15 protein-coding genes and 1 pseudogene are annotated in these 15,743 nt (G+C 30.3%); 5 read left to right on the top strand and 11 right to left on the bottom strand.

Features of this window, described 5'->3' with window-relative positions; translation table 11 throughout:
* Positions 1–628: pseudogene (gene cozEa / locus HMPREF2953_RS03440) on the top strand (lipoteichoic acid biosynthesis protein CozEa); the annotation flags it as partial.
* 345 nt (positions 629–973) lie between these two features.
* Here the strand turns inward: cozEa and fabI are convergent.
* The 7 genes from fabI to HMPREF2953_RS03405 all read right to left on the bottom strand — a co-directional run bounded on the left by fabI (position 974) and on the right by HMPREF2953_RS03405 (position 7,888).
* On the bottom strand, positions 974–1,744 hold the full coding sequence (gene fabI / locus HMPREF2953_RS03435; RefSeq protein WP_002448154.1) for an enoyl-ACP reductase FabI: 771 nt from the start codon (positions 1,742–1,744) through the stop codon (positions 974–976).
* A gap of 205 nt (positions 1,745–1,949) precedes the next feature.
* Positions 1,950–3,794 carry a monovalent cation:proton antiporter family protein gene (locus HMPREF2953_RS03430; protein WP_070671777.1) on the bottom strand — a complete coding sequence of 615 codons (1,845 nt, stop codon included), beginning with the start codon at positions 3,792–3,794 and terminating at the stop codon, positions 1,950–1,952.
* Positions 3,795–3,803: 9 nt separating this feature from the next.
* Entirely contained in the window at positions 3,804–5,189 is a 1,386-nt protein-coding gene (gene mgtE, locus HMPREF2953_RS03425) for a magnesium transporter (protein ID WP_049335162.1), read from the bottom strand.
* 18 nt (positions 5,190–5,207) lie between these two features.
* Complete coding sequence (locus HMPREF2953_RS03420) at positions 5,208–6,074, bottom strand: RluA family pseudouridine synthase (RefSeq protein ID WP_002488367.1); 867 nt, start codon at positions 6,072–6,074, stop codon at positions 5,208–5,210.
* On the bottom strand, positions 6,074–6,880 hold the full coding sequence (locus HMPREF2953_RS03415; protein WP_070671775.1) for an NAD kinase: 807 nt from the start codon (positions 6,878–6,880) through the stop codon (positions 6,074–6,076). Before HMPREF2953_RS03415 ends, HMPREF2953_RS03420 begins: the two co-directional genes overlap by 1 nt.
* Before the next feature lie 14 nt (positions 6,881–6,894).
* Positions 6,895–7,524, bottom strand: a complete 630-nt coding sequence (locus HMPREF2953_RS03410; RefSeq protein WP_002448222.1) for a GTP diphosphokinase — start codon at positions 7,522–7,524, stop codon at positions 6,895–6,897.
* A gap of 16 nt (positions 7,525–7,540) precedes the next feature.
* On the bottom strand, positions 7,541–7,888 hold the full coding sequence (locus HMPREF2953_RS03405; RefSeq protein WP_002448177.1) for a UPF0738 family protein: 348 nt from the start codon (positions 7,886–7,888) through the stop codon (positions 7,541–7,543).
* A gap of 209 nt (positions 7,889–8,097) precedes the next feature.
* Between HMPREF2953_RS03405 and HMPREF2953_RS03400 the strand changes: the two genes are divergently transcribed.
* The 3 genes from HMPREF2953_RS03400 (at position 8,098) to yjbH (ending at position 9,953) form a co-directional block, all read left to right on the top strand.
* The gene (locus tag HMPREF2953_RS03400; RefSeq protein WP_049335159.1) at positions 8,098–8,673 is read left to right on the top strand and encodes a CYTH domain-containing protein; all 576 of its coding nucleotides are present in this window, start codon (positions 8,098–8,100) and stop codon (positions 8,671–8,673) included.
* Between the two features lie 93 nt (positions 8,674–8,766).
* Positions 8,767–9,132, top strand: a complete 366-nt coding sequence (locus HMPREF2953_RS03395) for a truncated hemoglobin YjbI (protein WP_049335158.1) — start codon at positions 8,767–8,769, stop codon at positions 9,130–9,132.
* A 23-nt stretch (positions 9,133–9,155) separates the two neighbouring features.
* On the top strand, positions 9,156–9,953 hold the full coding sequence (yjbH, locus tag HMPREF2953_RS03390) for a protease adaptor protein YjbH (protein ID WP_002488369.1): 798 nt from the start codon (positions 9,156–9,158) through the stop codon (positions 9,951–9,953).
* Between the two features lie 268 nt (positions 9,954–10,221).
* Here the strand turns inward: yjbH and pepF are convergent, their stop codons facing one another.
* From pepF to spxA, 4 genes are all read right to left on the bottom strand, one after another.
* Positions 10,222–12,030: an oligoendopeptidase F gene (gene pepF / locus HMPREF2953_RS03385; protein ID WP_002448233.1), complete on the bottom strand. Its 1,809-nt coding sequence runs from the start codon at positions 12,028–12,030 to the stop codon at positions 10,222–10,224.
* A gap of 45 nt (positions 12,031–12,075) precedes the next feature.
* The gene (locus tag HMPREF2953_RS03380) at positions 12,076–13,053 is read right to left on the bottom strand and encodes a competence protein CoiA (RefSeq protein WP_070671773.1); all 978 of its coding nucleotides are present in this window, start codon (positions 13,051–13,053) and stop codon (positions 12,076–12,078) included.
* 112 nt (positions 13,054–13,165) lie between these two features.
* Positions 13,166–13,885: an adaptor protein MecA gene (gene mecA, locus HMPREF2953_RS03375; RefSeq protein ID WP_049335156.1), complete on the bottom strand. Its 720-nt coding sequence runs from the start codon at positions 13,883–13,885 to the stop codon at positions 13,166–13,168.
* Between the two features lie 198 nt (positions 13,886–14,083).
* Positions 14,084–14,479 (bottom strand): transcriptional regulator SpxA, encoded by a 396-nt coding sequence (gene spxA, locus HMPREF2953_RS03370; protein WP_002448146.1) that lies wholly within the window; start codon positions 14,477–14,479, stop codon positions 14,084–14,086.
* Positions 14,480–14,747: 268 nt separating this feature from the next.
* Between spxA and trpS the strand changes: the two genes are divergently transcribed.
* Positions 14,748–15,737, top strand: coding sequence for a tryptophan--tRNA ligase (gene trpS / locus HMPREF2953_RS03365; RefSeq protein WP_070671771.1), 990 nt, complete (start codon positions 14,748–14,750; stop codon positions 15,735–15,737).
* Positions 15,738–15,743 lie beyond the last annotated feature (6 nt).

Raw genomic sequence — 15,743 nt, 5'->3', positions numbered from 1 at the left:
CACTTATATCACATCTCTTATTTCAACCATTTTCTTATTGATTATGGTACCGTTCTTCTTGATTTATATGTTGAAAGATCATGAAAAATTTATTCCAGCAATTGGTAAATTTTTCAAAGGAGAACGTAAAGTTTTTGTTGTTGATTTACTCAAAGATTTAAATTATACCTTAAAATCGTATATTCAAGGTCAAGTTACTGTTAGTTTCATCTTAGGTATTATTCTTTATATTGGTTATAGCCTTATTGGGTTACCTTATACACCATTGCTTGTATTATTCGCTGGTGTAGCAAACTTAATCCCATTTTTAGGACCTTGGTTATCATTTGCGCCTGCTGCAATATTAGGGATTATCGATGGTCCATCAACATTTATTTGGGTCTGTGTTGTTACATTAATTGCACAACAACTTGAAGGTAATGTCATCACACCTAACGTCATGGGTAAATCACTAAGTATTCATCCACTTACAATCATTGTTGTTATCTTAGCAGCGGGTGATTTAGGAGGATTCACACTTATTTTAATTGCTGTTCCACTTTATGCAGTATTAAAAACAATAGCAAGAAATGTATTTAAGTATCGTCAACGTATCATTGATAAAGCAAATAGCGATGTTAAAGATTAAATTAATTATTAATGCTTTTTAATTACTTATTGCGGATAGAACATATTCTATTCGCAGTTTTTTTATGTCATATCATATTGAATAATATAAAGCTAAAAGAGGGATAAATTTCATTTTTAAGTCGCCGTTCCACATCATCAATGCATCCCCAATTTGCGTTGAACGTAGATGTTCTTATTGAACGTTTCTATGTTCTAGCCTTGGAACTGAAATTGAATAAAGCTTGATACAAATGCATTTTCAATTCAGTCATCAACTGTCGATTTATAAAAAAAGTCTAAGACAACTCATTGTCTCAGACTCTTGGATTTATCATATATCTTATAACTATTTTTCAATTTAAACTTATTTAATTGCGTGGAAACCACTATCTACGTGGATATTTTCTCCAGTTACACCACTTGAAAAATCACTTAATAAATAAGCAGCAGTTCTACCCACTTCTTCTTGATCTACATTACGTCTTAACGGTGCACGTTCTTCAACTTCTTTAAGAATTAAATTCAATCCACCTACACCTTTAGCACTTAATGTACGAATTGGTCCAGCAGAAATTGCATTGACTCGAATATTATCTGGGCCTAAATCATATGCTAAATATTTAACATTTGCTTCAAGACTTGCTTTTGCTACACCCATCACATTATAGTTTTGAATTGCAAATTCTCCGCCTAAATAAGTTGTAGCTACAATACTACCACCATTCGGCATAATTTTTTTCGCTTCATGAGCTACAATGGTTAATGAATATGAACTAATATCTTGTGCAAGTAGGAATCCTTCACGAGATGTTTCAGAAAAACGACCACGTAAATCTTCCATATTAGCAAATGCAATTGAATGATAGACGCCATCAATATTTCCAACTTCTTCACCGATTTTCGCAAAGCCATTAATGACATCTTCATCTTTTTGAACATCTATTTGATAAAGATGATGCTCTTTTTGATTTAATTGATCTAATAATTTTTCTAATTCCTTTTTACTACGTTCTTTACGATATGTAAATACGAGATGCGCGCCTAATTCGTCTAATACTTTAGCTACGCCAAAACCAATACTACGTTTGTTAGCGATACCCATAATGACAAAGGTTTTATTTTCTAAATTAATCATATAAATTATCTCCTTATATTACTTTATATTAATCCGTTCATTATAAACGTTTTTAACATACATATTTTACCATTGTTAATAATATTTAATAAAGTAATAATAAATTTTCAAATCATCTCAATAAAAAGAGAGGTACACAAAGTAATGTATCTTTTTATGTTATTTTTCAAAGATACCCTTTATTTTGTCCTCTCTTTTAAATGGATTAATAATAAAATTCTAATTCAGATTTGAGTTCATCTACATATTCTTTAGAACCTGTTACAATTAAACGGTCTTTATATCTAAGTTGCGTATCTCCATGTGGTACAATGGATTCATTATTTCTAACAATACGTACAAATATGATATCCCCACCAAATGGGAAATGACGTAATAGAATATTTTCATATTTATAATTCAACATTTCAATTTCATATAGTGACGTTTCAACATTACTTAAAATATTTAGCATATTTGGTGTTTCAATTAAACTTTTTAAGAAAATTTTATTACTAATAAAGTTACTAAATACTTCAATACCATCTGTTTTTAATTCTTCATCATCACCACTATTTTCTAGTCGACAAATAACTCTGTTTACACCATGAGATTTAGCTAATTTTGCTATCCTTTTATTTAAACCATCATCATTAGCAGAACATACGACAATATCTTGATTAAACAAGCCAAGTCTCTCTAATAAACTTTCTTCATATTCACTAATTTCAATGACAGTCACATTGTCAGGTAAATTACGCTTATCACCTAAATCTTTACGGTAAAACAACGTTATATTATATAACTGTGAAGTCAGATTTTGAACAATTGGAATAGTCAATTGATTTTTACCAATTAACGCAATATCAATTTTTCGGTTCACTTCATCTGGAATTGGGAATAATTTTTTAAATACAACAGGTACAAATACACATGTAATAATTGCACTTAATATTAATATCCCTGACATTTCAGAAGTAATTGCTTTTAATTCTTCAGCAATTTTTGCTGCAGCAATAACAAGCGAAAGTGTAGATGTTAATAAAAATGCTGATGCAATGGTTGTTTTAGTATCAAACCATCTTCGAATAAATAAGACAGGAATCAACTTAGAAACGATAAAGGACAATATAAGTATCGGAATTATAATAAGTAAAGAAGGTTCCTTAATTAAAGATGGTATATCTAAATCTACACCGACCATAATAAAGAATATCGGTATAAAGAATCCGTATCCAAATGAATCTAAGGTATGAATCATTTCTTCATCAGGTTTTAACAGTGATACAACTACACCAGCTAAAAAAGCACCTAATATATATTCAGCACCAACACCCTCAGCAAGAGCAACGAGTAAAATGATTAATGCAAAAATGGCCCGTATGCCAATTTGTGTTGTACCACCCATTAAGCGTTGCATAAAATTTAACCGTTTAAATACAGAACCTAATAAATAAAATATTGCAGTAAACACGATTAAAATTGCAGATAGCCAAATTGATCCTCCGCCTTCACCATTGATTCCACCATAAATAGTTAATAAAACCATCGTAAATAAATCTGCTAATACTGCTACTAATAATATAAATTGTCCTATTGTTGTACGCATGATATTCATTTCTTTAAGTGTTGGCACGACTACACCCAATGAAATGGTTGAAATAATAATGACCATTAATAATACATCATCTACAAAGCCTAACCATTTAAATGCAAATGCTAAAATGATTGAAAGCACCATTATTAATGAAAAAACTGTAAGTGCTAATTGTAAATGACTGGGTAAATTCTTTTCATTTTTATTAATACCCTGTCTCTTTCTTGTGTCTTTTTTAAATGCGCTAAAATCAATTTCCAGTCCACTTAAAAACATTAAAAAGATAAAACCTAATGTTGAAAGAATGTTTAACATTTCATCTTTGTGGACAAGTCCTAAAAATGAGTTTCCTATAATAATTCCCATTAATATTTCAGCTACGACAACAGGTAAAAAAGTGACGTTTAATCGATTAACAATAATCGGTGTAAGAAATGCTGCGACGACGACTATGACCAAAGAAAAAAATCCCATTTCATCCCCCTATGTTAGATATGACATAAATGTTGTTGCAAGGCCAAAATAAATTAACATACTTACAATATCATTGATAGTTGTAATAAATGGTCCGCTTGCGACAGCAGGATCGATATGAATTTTATTCATCAAGATTGGAATCATTGAGCCTACTAACGTACCTACTGTCATGGCAATAGTTAAACTTGCACCTACAATCAGTGCCAAGAAGGGTTGACGATAAATAATGACAATAATTAAGAATAAAATCACTGCACACACAAAACCAGTGATTAACCCACTGCCTGCTTCTTTTAAAGCTATTTTAAGTTTACTTTTTTCTTTAATGTCACCATTAGAAATATTACGAACAGACACTGCTAATGATTGCGTTCCTGAATTTCCTGACATCCCACTTATAATAGGGATAAATGCTGCTAATAATGCAACTTGCGACAATGTATCTTCAAAACCACCCAGAATCGTTGCTGTTATCATACCTAAAAATGTTAAAATAATCAGCCACGGTAATCTCTTCAATGCTTTCTTAAATACTGATTGATCAGTAGATTTAGTATCAGAAACCCCTGCTAAACGTGAATAATCTTCATCTGCTTCTTCATTTACGACATCTAAAATATCATCTATTGTGATAATCCCTACTAAATGATGTTGATAGTCGATAACAGGCATGGCAATAAAGTCATAATCTTTCATTTTTTGAGCAACACGTTCTTGATCCTCTTCTACATTTACACTTACAACACGTTGAATCATTACTTCTTCAACATGAGCTTCAATATTTGCTACAATTAAATCTTTCAAAGATAGAACACCTACGAGTTGACCGGCAGTATCAACGACATAAATCACATATATCGTTTCTGCGTCAGGTGCTTGATTTTTAACTAGCATGAGTGCCTCTTTTACAGATGTGCCAATATCCAATGAAATATATTCAGTAGTCATGATACCACCGGCAGTATCTTCTTCATAATGTAATAACTTTTTGATTTTATCTGTGACTCTGTTATCCATCAAAGCTAATAAACTGGCAACTTTTGAGTTAGATAATTCATTTAGAATATCAACTGCGTTATCTGTAGACATATTTTCTAATACTTCACTTGCATAATGTGCATGCATTGAATCAAATAATATTTCATATTCTTTCCCTTCAATATCTAATTGATTAAAAAATCTACTCACTTCTTGAGGCGATAAAAATTCGAATATTCTTTCTCTATTCTGATTCGTTGTATTTTCAAAATATTCACTTTGTTCATATTGATGTAAAGTTAGAAATTCTTTTCTGAATTGATCTATATCATTGCGGTTTAAACTGTCATCTAGTCGTTTTTGATTGTATACTTTATTATGTTGTATGTCAGTTGTTTCTGTATTTAATGACATCAAGTGTACCTCCTAATTTTAATTTACACTTTGATATATTTTTTCTAAGTTTTTATAGTCTAAAATAATCTCGATTTCTTTATTATATATTGGATGTATAAATTTTACTTTATAACACTGTAAAGATTGTGTTTGAATCCGAGGATGAAAACCATCATATAAGTCATCCCCAATAAGTGGATGACCAATGTGCTTAAAATGAACTCTAATTTGGTGTGTTCGTCCAGTATGTAATTTAACTTCACATAAACTTGCACTGTGATGACTACTCAACGTTTTATATTCAGTTTTTGCATATTTACCAGATGGCGTAATACACCGAGTAATAATACTATCTTTGTTTCTACCAATAGGTGCCTCTATCATAGATTGTTCTTTAGTTTTACCGTAACACACACATATATACCGCTTATCTATTTCAAATGTCGACATAAGGTGATGAATATGACCATGTTTAGTAAAGATAACGATGCCCGTCGTATTACGATCTAATCTTGTAACAATATGAGGTACTACATATTGTACTTTATTCGTAGAATGATTTAAATAATACATCACGCGCTCAATTAAACTATCATGAGGATGTTCTCTTGAAGGTGCACAATTTAAATGTACCGGTTTTGAAACGATAATTAAATATGTATCTTCATATAATATTTCAATATGTTTGTTTGAAGGACGAAGATATGTACTCGGAACTTCTTCCGGCAGTTTAACAATAAGGTGATCATCTTTTTTCAACATATATCTAACTGTTACAGGTTGCCTATTAATAATTAAAGCGCCATCACGTTTAATGGCGCTAATTGTTTTCTTTGAATAATTATGACGTTGTAAAAATGTCTTAAGCATTTCTTCGCTATGAATATGGTATACAAATTTCATCAATCATCTTCACTTTCAATAAACGAATCATGAACTCTTTTCCAAAAAGGAAATGGTCTAAATCTAGCAAAACGTACTTTTTCATTTGCGACTCTAAATTGAATGTCGCTCACATTTTTATGTTTTAGACTGACATGATCAATTGTTGTTCTAATTGTATTATGATTTACAGGTGTAATCAAACATGTATGATGCTTTGGTAATACTAATGGTGAACCTACCGTTCTAAATACTCTATTATTAATAGATGCAATTTCAGCAATTTGTATGGCTTCAAGAGAAGGATGAATCAGTGCACCACCCAGCGCTTTATTATAAGCCGTCGACCCAGAAGGTGTGGAAATACATAGACCATCTCCTCTAAATCGTTCAAAATGTTTACCTCTAATTGCGACATCTGCTACTAATGTTGATCCATTTTCAGTTTTCATAGTTGCTTCATTGAGTGCTAGATAGTGTGTTTCATTCTTAGCGTTGTTATATTTAACAATAATTTCAAGTAATGGATATTCAATCACTTGAAATTCAGAATGATGAATTTCATCAATCAATTTTTCAACTTCATGAGGTAACCAGTCTGCGTAAAAACCTAAATGACCAGTATGTACTCCAACAAATGCTACATTTGATAACATATGACTATACTGATGAAAAGCTTGCAAAAGTGTTCCATCTCCACCGACAGATATCACTATTTCTGGATTTTCTGTATCCTCTATCATATGAAAAGAATTCATTTGATTCATCATTTTATGTTTAAGCGTGTTTGATTTAGAGTCACCTTTAGATAAAATCGTATAACGCATGTATTGACACCTCATCAGTCATGTTTTTTTGCACGTTTTTGAGTATAATATTTTTGAGCTTCTTGTATTTCCTCTTTAATTTCAGACATCTCTTCATCTAATAAGTAAGCCGCTTCAGCTGCTCTTTCTAGACGATGTTGTATCTCAGCAGGATAATCTCCATCATATTTGTATCTTAATGTATGTTCGATTGTAGCCCAAAAATTCATTGCTAATGTTCGAATTTGAATTTCAGCTAATATCATTTTTTGACCACTTAATGTTTCAATTGGATACTCAATAATTACATGATATGAACGATAACCACTTTGTTTTGTATTGTTAATATAATCTCTTTCTTCGACAACTTTAAAATCTTGACGTTGTCTAAGCATATTAACAACTACATCAATATCATCAACGAATTGACACATCATCCTTAAACCAGCTATGTCGTACATTTCTTCACGTAATCGATCAAAAGGAATTCCCCTTTTATTCGCTTTATCAATGATACTTGTAATAGGCTTTACACGACCAGTTACAAATTCAATGGGTGAGGCGTTTTCTCCAACTTCATATTGCTTACGTAAGCCTTTTAATTTCACCTTTAATTCATCGACTGCTTGTTTATATGGTGTTAAAAATTGCTCCCATTGATTCATATGGTTCCACTCCGTTTCACTTTAGTTCGAAAGTTTCTTCAACTGCTGAAACAAACTCCTTACCATAGTTATTATTTCCTTCAACATTTTCTAGGATATAACTTAACTCATCTTGAAAATGTTCTAATTCTAATTCATCGTTAATAATTACTTTTTTATCTCTATTATTATGTAACATTGACCACGTCTCTTGTACAAAAATCAAATATGAATACGACGAGCCATCATCTAATAAATAAGCAAAACTAAAATTATCACTATCTACAAGCATTTGTCCTACTTCATCTAATCCATCAGTTGGATCTTCTGAGTAGCAATAAATGCTATCATCTTTGATTTTAATTTCATTTACATATATACGCATGCTTGTTCCTCCTTATTATTCCTTATTAGTTTAACATAATTTAACTTTCAAACACACATTTGAGTACCATATTTCAAGTATGCTCTAAACGATTAAATATTTAGCTCTATATATTTTATTTTTAGTATTGTTATTACTTTAATTTTTTACAAATGTCCGTCATAATGAACTACAATAATATACTAAAGATTGTCTAATGAGGTGTAATTATGAGTACTAATAATGAAATTGAATTTAAGCAATTAATTGATTTCAATACATATAACGCGATTAAAGCTTCTTATTTTAAACAACTCACACCATTCACTCAAATCAATTATTATATTGAAACACCTAGTTTTAAACTACGTGATCATCGTTCTGCTTTAAGAATACGTGTTAAACAAAACAGATTTGAAATCACACTAAAAGTACCAGCTAAAGTTGGCTTGATAGAATATAATCATCTAATCGATATGAATCCTCATATTGGACAAACAATTGTCAAATCAACATTACCTAATGATATTCAAAAAATTCTTACTGAATTTGATATTGGAGAAAACGAATTAAGTGTTTTAGGTGCATTGACAACTGAAAGACTAGAAGTTGAATTTCAAAATGAACTATTAGTATTAGATAAAAGTCAATACTTTGATAAAACAGACTATGAATTAGAATTTGAAGTCAATGATTATGAAATAGGCTTTGAAAAATTTCAAAATTTATTAAAACAATTTAACTTAGTTCACGAGCCACCTAAAAATAAAGTTCAACGATTTTTTGAATATCAAGCTCAATTATAATAGATGTGAGATAAACTTGTGAAAAGTCAAATTACTTTTAAATGTAAAAATTCATGTTATATTAGAAATATATTAATAGAAATGGGTGATACTATGACTACAACACCTTTTGATGTAATAGGAGAAAAAGCTTTGTATGATATGATTGATTATTTCTACTTTCTTGTAGAGAATGATCAAAGAATCAACCATTTATTTCCTGGAGATTTTAAAGAAACAAGTAGAAAGCAAAAGCAATTCTTAACACAATTTCTAGGAGGTCCTGATTTATACACTCAAGAACATGGTCACCCAATGTTAAAAAAGAGACATATGGCATTTAGAATTACTACTTATGAAAGAGATGCATGGTTAGAAAATATGTATAAAGCAATCAATAAAGCTCAATTTCCAGCAGGAGTTGGCGACTATTTGTATGAAAGATTGCGTTTAACTGCTAACCATATGGTGAATTCCTAAATATAATTGAAGGTGAGTTAAACATGGCTGAAGAACTTAAAATTGTAGATAATGCGAGTCGTGAAAGCACTAATCTGTCACCTGTAAATAAAATAGAAATTTATTCATTCTTTGATCCCTTTAATAAAGACTGTTTTAAATTATCCGCAATTATTTCTAAATTAAGAATTGAGTATAATCAATATATTCGAATCAGACATATTTTGAATCCTTCATTAAAGGTTTTGACTAAATGTCAAGCTCAAAGTACTTCAGATTTTGATAATATTGCTTTAGCATATAAAGCTGCTGAATTACAAGGTAGATTAAGAGCGGAACGTTTTATTCATTTAATGCAGAACGAAATTATACCAAAAAAAGATATTATCACTGAAGAAATGATTTGTAATTGTATTAAAAATGCTGGTTTAGATTATGATGTTTTCAAAGAAGACTTACAAAAAAATAAACTTACCGAAAGTTTAAAAATAGATTTGCATATTGCAAGAGAAATGGAAATTGAACAAGCGCCTTCACTTGTATTTTTTAGTGAAGATGTGCATGAAGAAGGTTTGAAAGTCGAAGGTCTTTATCCTTACCATATTTATACTTATATTATTAATGAATTAATGGGATGCCCTATCGAAAAAGAATTACCTCCAAATCTCGAAACTTATATTCAATCCAAACAATTAGTAACGATGGAAGAACTGCTTACTATTTATGAGTGGCCGGAAAAGTTACTCGTAAAAGAATTAAAAAAATTAGCTTTACAACAAAAAGTTGAAAAACTAAATTATCCTGACGGCGAATTTTGGCAATCTAAAATGCCTAAGAAATAACAAAGAGCGATCACTTATATGAAGTGTATCGCTCTTTTTATATTAAATTGATTTAATAATTAAGCATAAAAAAAAACGCCGTGTCTGATTACACGACGCTAAACAAAGGGGATGGGAGAAATTTTTCACTTCAAACAAAGGGGTATGTTTGTTATGTGATTAATTTCATGTATATAATATAACACGCTCAAAACGCCGTTTCAATATTAAACTACATTTCCATCCAAAATGTCACAAATTAGACACATTGAAAACGAATACACTATTTTTAGTGCTTCATCAATTTTTCAAATGCTTCTAATTTTTGTTCAAAAACTTCACACGCTTGCTCTATAGGTTCTGGTGTAGTCATATCTACACCTGCATTCTTAAGAATCTCAATTGGGTAATTAGAACTACCTTTTTTCAAGAATTCATTTATATATCTTTCAACAGCAGGTTGTCCTTCTGTTAAAATTTGATGACTTAAACTTTGAGCTGCACTGTATCCAGTTGCATATTGGTACACATAATAATTCATATAGAAGTGTGGAATACGAGACCACTCTTTACTAATATGATCATCTGTTTCTACCACATCACCAAAGTATTGTCTATTTAATTTAGCGTACTCTTCATTCATACGAGTTGATGTTAATGGCTCTCCCGCTTCCTCAATTTGATGAATTTTATGTTCAAATTCAGCAAACATAGTTTGACGGAATAATGTTGCTCTGAAACGCTCAAGTTCTTGGTTTAGTAATAATAGACGTCGATCATCATCTAAATGTTTATCCATATAATCACTTAGTAGAGCTTCATTACATGTTGAAGCAACTTCAGCTACAAAGATAGAATAATCACTAGAGTTTGATGGTTGATTTTTACGACTAAAGTAACTATGTGCAGAATGTCCAAATTCATGCACAAGTGTATATAAATCAGAGATTGTATCAGACCAATTTAATAAAATAAATGGATTAGTTAAATGTGCGCCTGAAGAATAACCACCTGAGCGTTTTCCTTTATTCTCATAAACATCTACCCAACGATGATTTAAACCTTCTTTAACTACATCTAAATATTCTTTTCCCATTGGTTCTAGCGCTTTTAGCATCCATTCTTTAGCTTCGTCATATGGCATTTCAAATTTAACATCTTTAACTAATGGAGTATAAATGTCATACATTTTCAAATCATCAATACCTAAAAGTTCTTTTCTCAATTGAGTGTATTTATGCAACAATGGAAGATATTTATGAACTGTTGCAACTAAATTATCATATACTTCTTCAGGAATATGGTTATTACTTAAAGCGCGTTCACGTGCCGTTTTATAGTTATGCGCACGAGCATTGAAAATATTTTTCTTAACTTCACCAGCTAAAGTTGAGCCTAATGTATTGTTATATGCACCATACGCTTCATATAAGTTGTTATAAGCTGACTGACGTAATTCACGATCATCTGATTCTAAATATTTAATAAATGTACCTTGTGTTAAAGGATGTTTTTTTCCATCTTTATCTACTGCATCTTTAAATTCTAAATCAGCATTACTAAACATGCCATAGACATTTTCTGGAGTTGATAATGCATCTTGCGCTTGGGTTAATAATTTTTCTTTATCAGCATCTAAAATATGGGGACGTTTTTCATTAATTAATTTCAAGTCAAATGCATAACGTTTTAAATCATCGTTACTCTTAATAAAAGATTCTAATTTCTCTTCATCAATTTGCAAAATCTCTGGAACTAAGAAACTCCATGCTGAGCTAATTTTTATGATGAGTTGATGCGCACGAGATTCAAAACCAGTATATTTATCGTTAGATGTATCTTGGTCTTGTTTTAAATGTGCATAAACATACACCTTTTCTAATTGTGTTCCAATCTCATCTTCTAAAGCTAAAGCATTATATAAAGTTTTAGCACTATCTCCTAGATGTCCTTTAAATTGTTCTTCTTTACCTAGGTAACTTTCTACCTCTTTTAATGCTTTTTCAAAAGCTTCATCGCTTTCAAAAATAGTTGTTAAATCCCAAGTTTCATTTGGATATTTTCGTTCTTGCTCTTCTCTAGTAAGTTGTTGACTCATACATGTACCTCCTAAATGAATTAATGTTATAATTTTCTCATTCTTTTATTTATTTTGCACGTTTAAACTCCCACTTACTTGTTGAATATAATCATCTATTAACTTTAAAGTAATTTCTTCTTTATTAATATCCTGTAGATAAAATTGTCTGAATTTCAAATACGACATTAAATAATGCTTGGGAAGGTTATGTTTTAACAACAACTTAAGCTTGAGTTGCCATTGTACTGGATGATTTTCAATAAAAATTTGATACGAAAAAATATAACCTGTATCTCTACATACCTCATCGTCAGTTATTTGTAATTGATACATAGCACTTAAAGACGGTTCTAGCACCGAACGTTTTTTTCTACAATTAAAAATATAACGACTGATATGTCTATTTGACAATTTATAACAATATGACTCATTCTTTTTTTCATTGAATGATAATAATTCAGAAATTTGAATAATTCGTCTATGCGCAATAAATTTTCGACCACCAATATGTTGTATATTGACATACTTTACTATCAGTTGTTTTTCATGCTCCCAACTATATAACGTTCTATCAATCGGATTAATGAAATAAGCTTGAAAGGTGTTCAAGTATAAATAACCCTTACGATATTGTAATTGTTCTATAAGCCAAATAACTGCAACTCCAATTTGTTCAAATCCTTTTGATCGAGATTTAACCTCTTTTATACTTATTCTTGAAAATTGAACTTCTATAGCTACTTTAGCATCCACAAGAATATCAGGATACTGCATAATTTTAGAAAAATAAGGTTCTATTTCAACATTAAAGTGATATTGTTTTAAACGTTGAGCAATAAAAAATTTAACGTAGTAATGTTTTTCTGTTTCATTTTTCATGCATCTTTTTTTAATTTGAGAGACATGGGCAAAATGCGGAATCTTTTTTAACCCTTTTTTTAAAAGAAGTTTTTCTTTGCAATATGGACATCGGTATTCTTCAGTAATGATGGCTTGATGAGCATATACGGTTTCATTATTACGATTAATCGCTACTAACATGCATTCACCTCATACTATTAAACGTTTAAGATGATCCATTTACTTTTAAAAAAGAGAGTAGAAAAGAAATTTATTTTAAATTTCTTCTCTACTCTCGATTAATCGTTATATATTATTCTACTGAATCAGTAAAATAACGACGTACTTGTGAAGTAACATTATGACTCATAATAATTTTAGCGTAATCATTTAAATACACTTCTGTTTTATCACTAGGATAAGCGAATTCAAGTAATTGACTGTAGCTATCATTAATTGTCTCTTGGCTAACAGTACTATCGAAGTGAATTGCATAGTAGTAATGTGAATCACTCATATACAATAAATCTTCAAACTCATCTGTAGATAGATTATGATGATAAGCGTAATGAATGACTTCTTCTAAGTCTTCGAATTTCACAATAATTGTTCTTAAACTAGAACGTTGTTGTGATGGTTTACGTTTAGATTTATGTGCTTGTTTTTGTTGTGCACGTTGTTCAAATAAATCTTCAATACTTTCTTCTTGTTCTAATGTGTTAGCTAGCAATTCATTCACTTGTTCCTCAAATTGCTCATTTGCATGATTATCTGACATGTTCATTGCTTCTTCATTTTTAGATTTAGAGATTGTGACTTCCACACCTTTTTCAAATGCATGTACTTGAATCCAAAGAGGTCCTTCAACCACAAAATCTTCTTCTTCATTAATCTCGTCCATCATTGACCAAAAGAATTCTTCACCACGCTTACGATTTGTCCATAAATCTTCACGACTAAATCCTCTTGCTTCAATATCACCATAAGTGATAAATAATTTCACAGTTGTGTCGTCAACGCGTTCTATTCTCATATCATCTCACTCCTTACAGTCGATGAATAGTAACCATATTGTATTAGAACGTAAGTTAAATTACAATTTATTTGTTTGATTAAATTTCACTATTTTAAATAGGACACTATATCATATTATATTCCCTTTTTTTATTATAAAAAACAGCACTATAGCTAAGACAGTGCTGTTAAATAATAGGTTCTTAAATTTTAAATATTAGTCGACTAAACGTTGCGCTTCTTGTAATTGGAAAGTACGAACCTTTCTAGGTAAGAAACGTCTGATTTCATCTTCGTTATATCCAACTTGCAAGCGTTTTTCGTCTAAAATAATTGGACGACGTAATAGTCCAGGATTATCTTGAATAATCGTATATAAATCTTGCAGTGGTAAAGAATCAATATCTACGTTTAATTTTTGATAAGTTTTAGAACGAGTTGAAATAATTTCATCTGTTCCATCTTCAGTCATTTTTAAAATTTGTTTAATTTCATCAATTGTTAAATGTTCAGAAAAAATGTTACGCTCCGTATACGGAATATCATGTTCTTGTAACCATGCTTTCGCTTTACGGCAAGATGTGCAACTTGGTGATGTAAATAATGTTACCATACATCTCACTCTCCTATTGAATAAATATTATTCATTATATTAATAATTATACTAATTTGTCTTAAGCTTATATTATAAGTATAATATGTTAACATTAAAATTAAATGAGAAAATCCTAATTTTTCTGAGAAATTTCAAATTTTCTAAAAATTCCTATACAAAATCTAATCTCTCATATATACCTCTATTATAACATAACTTACAATTTAAAAAAATACTGTTATAATCTAGTTAAAATGAATTATTTTTAAAGAAAGTAGGCATCTATATGGAGACATTATTTTCAGGAATACAGCCAAGTGGGATACCTACATTAGGTAACTATATTGGTGCATTAAAACAATTTGCAGAAGTACAAAACGATTACAACTGTTACTTTTGTATTGTAGACCAACATGCGATTACCGTCCCACAAGATAAAATCAAATTACGTAAACAAATTCGTCAGTTAGCAGCAATTTATTTAGCTTCAGGTATTGATCCAAATAAATCAACATTATTTATTCAATCAGAAGTTCCAGCACATGTTCAAGCCGGTTGGATGTTAACGACAATTTCAAGTGTTGGCGAGCTTGAACGTATGACGCAATATAAAGATAAAGCGCAAAAACGTACAGATGGTATTCCAGCTGGTTTATTAACTTATCCACCTTTAATGGCAGCTGATATTGTTATTTATAATACAAATATTGTGCCCGTAGGTGAAGACCAAAAACAACATATGGAACTTACTAGAAATTTAGTGGAACGTTTTAATAGTCGTTATAACGATATATTAGTTAAACCAGAAATTCGCATGCCAAAAGTTGGTGGACGTGTAATGAGTTTACAGGACCCAACAAAGAAAATGAGTAAAAGTGATGAGAATCAAAAAAACTTTATCTCATTACTAGACGAACCAAATGTTGCAGCGAAAAAAATTAAAAGTGCTGTAACTGATTCAGATGGTATGATCAAATTTGATAAAAACAATAAACCAGGAATTTCTAATTTATTGACTATTTATTCAAGTTTAACTGATAAATCAATTAAAGATCTTGAAACACAGTATGAGAATGAAGGATATGGAAAGTTCAAAACGGATTTATCAGAAGTTGTTAAAGACTTTTTAGTACATTTCCAAGAAAAATATAACGAATTTTATAATTCAGATAAGTTAGATGACATCTTAGATCAGGGACGTGACAAAGCCCAAAAAGCTTCTTTTAAAACATTGAAAAAAATGGAACGTGCAATGGGCTTAGGACGTAAGAGATAAATTAAA

It is taken from the genome of Staphylococcus sp. HMSC072E01 (assembly GCF_001814125.1).
Classification (GTDB): domain Bacteria; phylum Bacillota; class Bacilli; order Staphylococcales; family Staphylococcaceae; genus Staphylococcus; species Staphylococcus hominis.
This window is presented reverse-complemented; position numbering and strand designations above follow the sequence as displayed.

Coding starts and splice junctions, on each gene's coding strand:
- fabI (WP_002448154.1), bottom strand. CDS start 1,744: ATGATTAATTTAGAAAATAAAACCTTTGTCATTATGGGTATCGCTAAC.
- HMPREF2953_RS03430 (WP_070671777.1), bottom strand. CDS start 3,794: ATGGGATTTTTTTCTTTGGTCATAGTCGTCGTCGCAGCATTTCTTACA.
- mgtE (WP_049335162.1), bottom strand. CDS start 5,189: ATGTCATTAAATACAGAAACAACTGACATACAACATAATAAAGTATAC.
- HMPREF2953_RS03420 (WP_002488367.1), bottom strand. CDS start 6,074: ATGAAATTTGTATACCATATTCATAGCGAAGAAATGCTTAAGACATTT.
- HMPREF2953_RS03415 (WP_070671775.1), bottom strand. CDS start 6,880: ATGCGTTATACGATTTTATCTAAAGGTGACTCTAAATCAAACACGCTT.
- HMPREF2953_RS03410 (WP_002448222.1), bottom strand. CDS start 7,524: ATGAATCAATGGGAGCAATTTTTAACACCATATAAACAAGCAGTCGAT.
- HMPREF2953_RS03405 (WP_002448177.1), bottom strand. CDS start 7,888: ATGCGTATATATGTAAATGAAATTAAAATCAAAGATGATAGCATTTAT.
- HMPREF2953_RS03400 (WP_049335159.1), top strand. CDS start 8,098: ATGAGTACTAATAATGAAATTGAATTTAAGCAATTAATTGATTTCAAT.
- HMPREF2953_RS03395 (WP_049335158.1), top strand. CDS start 8,767: ATGACTACAACACCTTTTGATGTAATAGGAGAAAAAGCTTTGTATGAT.
- yjbH (WP_002488369.1), top strand. CDS start 9,156: ATGGCTGAAGAACTTAAAATTGTAGATAATGCGAGTCGTGAAAGCACT.
- pepF (WP_002448233.1), bottom strand. CDS start 12,030: ATGAGTCAACAACTTACTAGAGAAGAGCAAGAACGAAAATATCCAAAT.
- HMPREF2953_RS03380 (WP_070671773.1), bottom strand. CDS start 13,053: ATGTTAGTAGCGATTAATCGTAATAATGAAACCGTATATGCTCATCAA.
- mecA (WP_049335156.1), bottom strand. CDS start 13,885: ATGAGAATAGAACGCGTTGACGACACAACTGTGAAATTATTTATCACT.
- spxA (WP_002448146.1), bottom strand. CDS start 14,479: ATGGTAACATTATTTACATCACCAAGTTGCACATCTTGCCGTAAAGCG.
- trpS (WP_070671771.1), top strand. CDS start 14,748: ATGGAGACATTATTTTCAGGAATACAGCCAAGTGGGATACCTACATTA.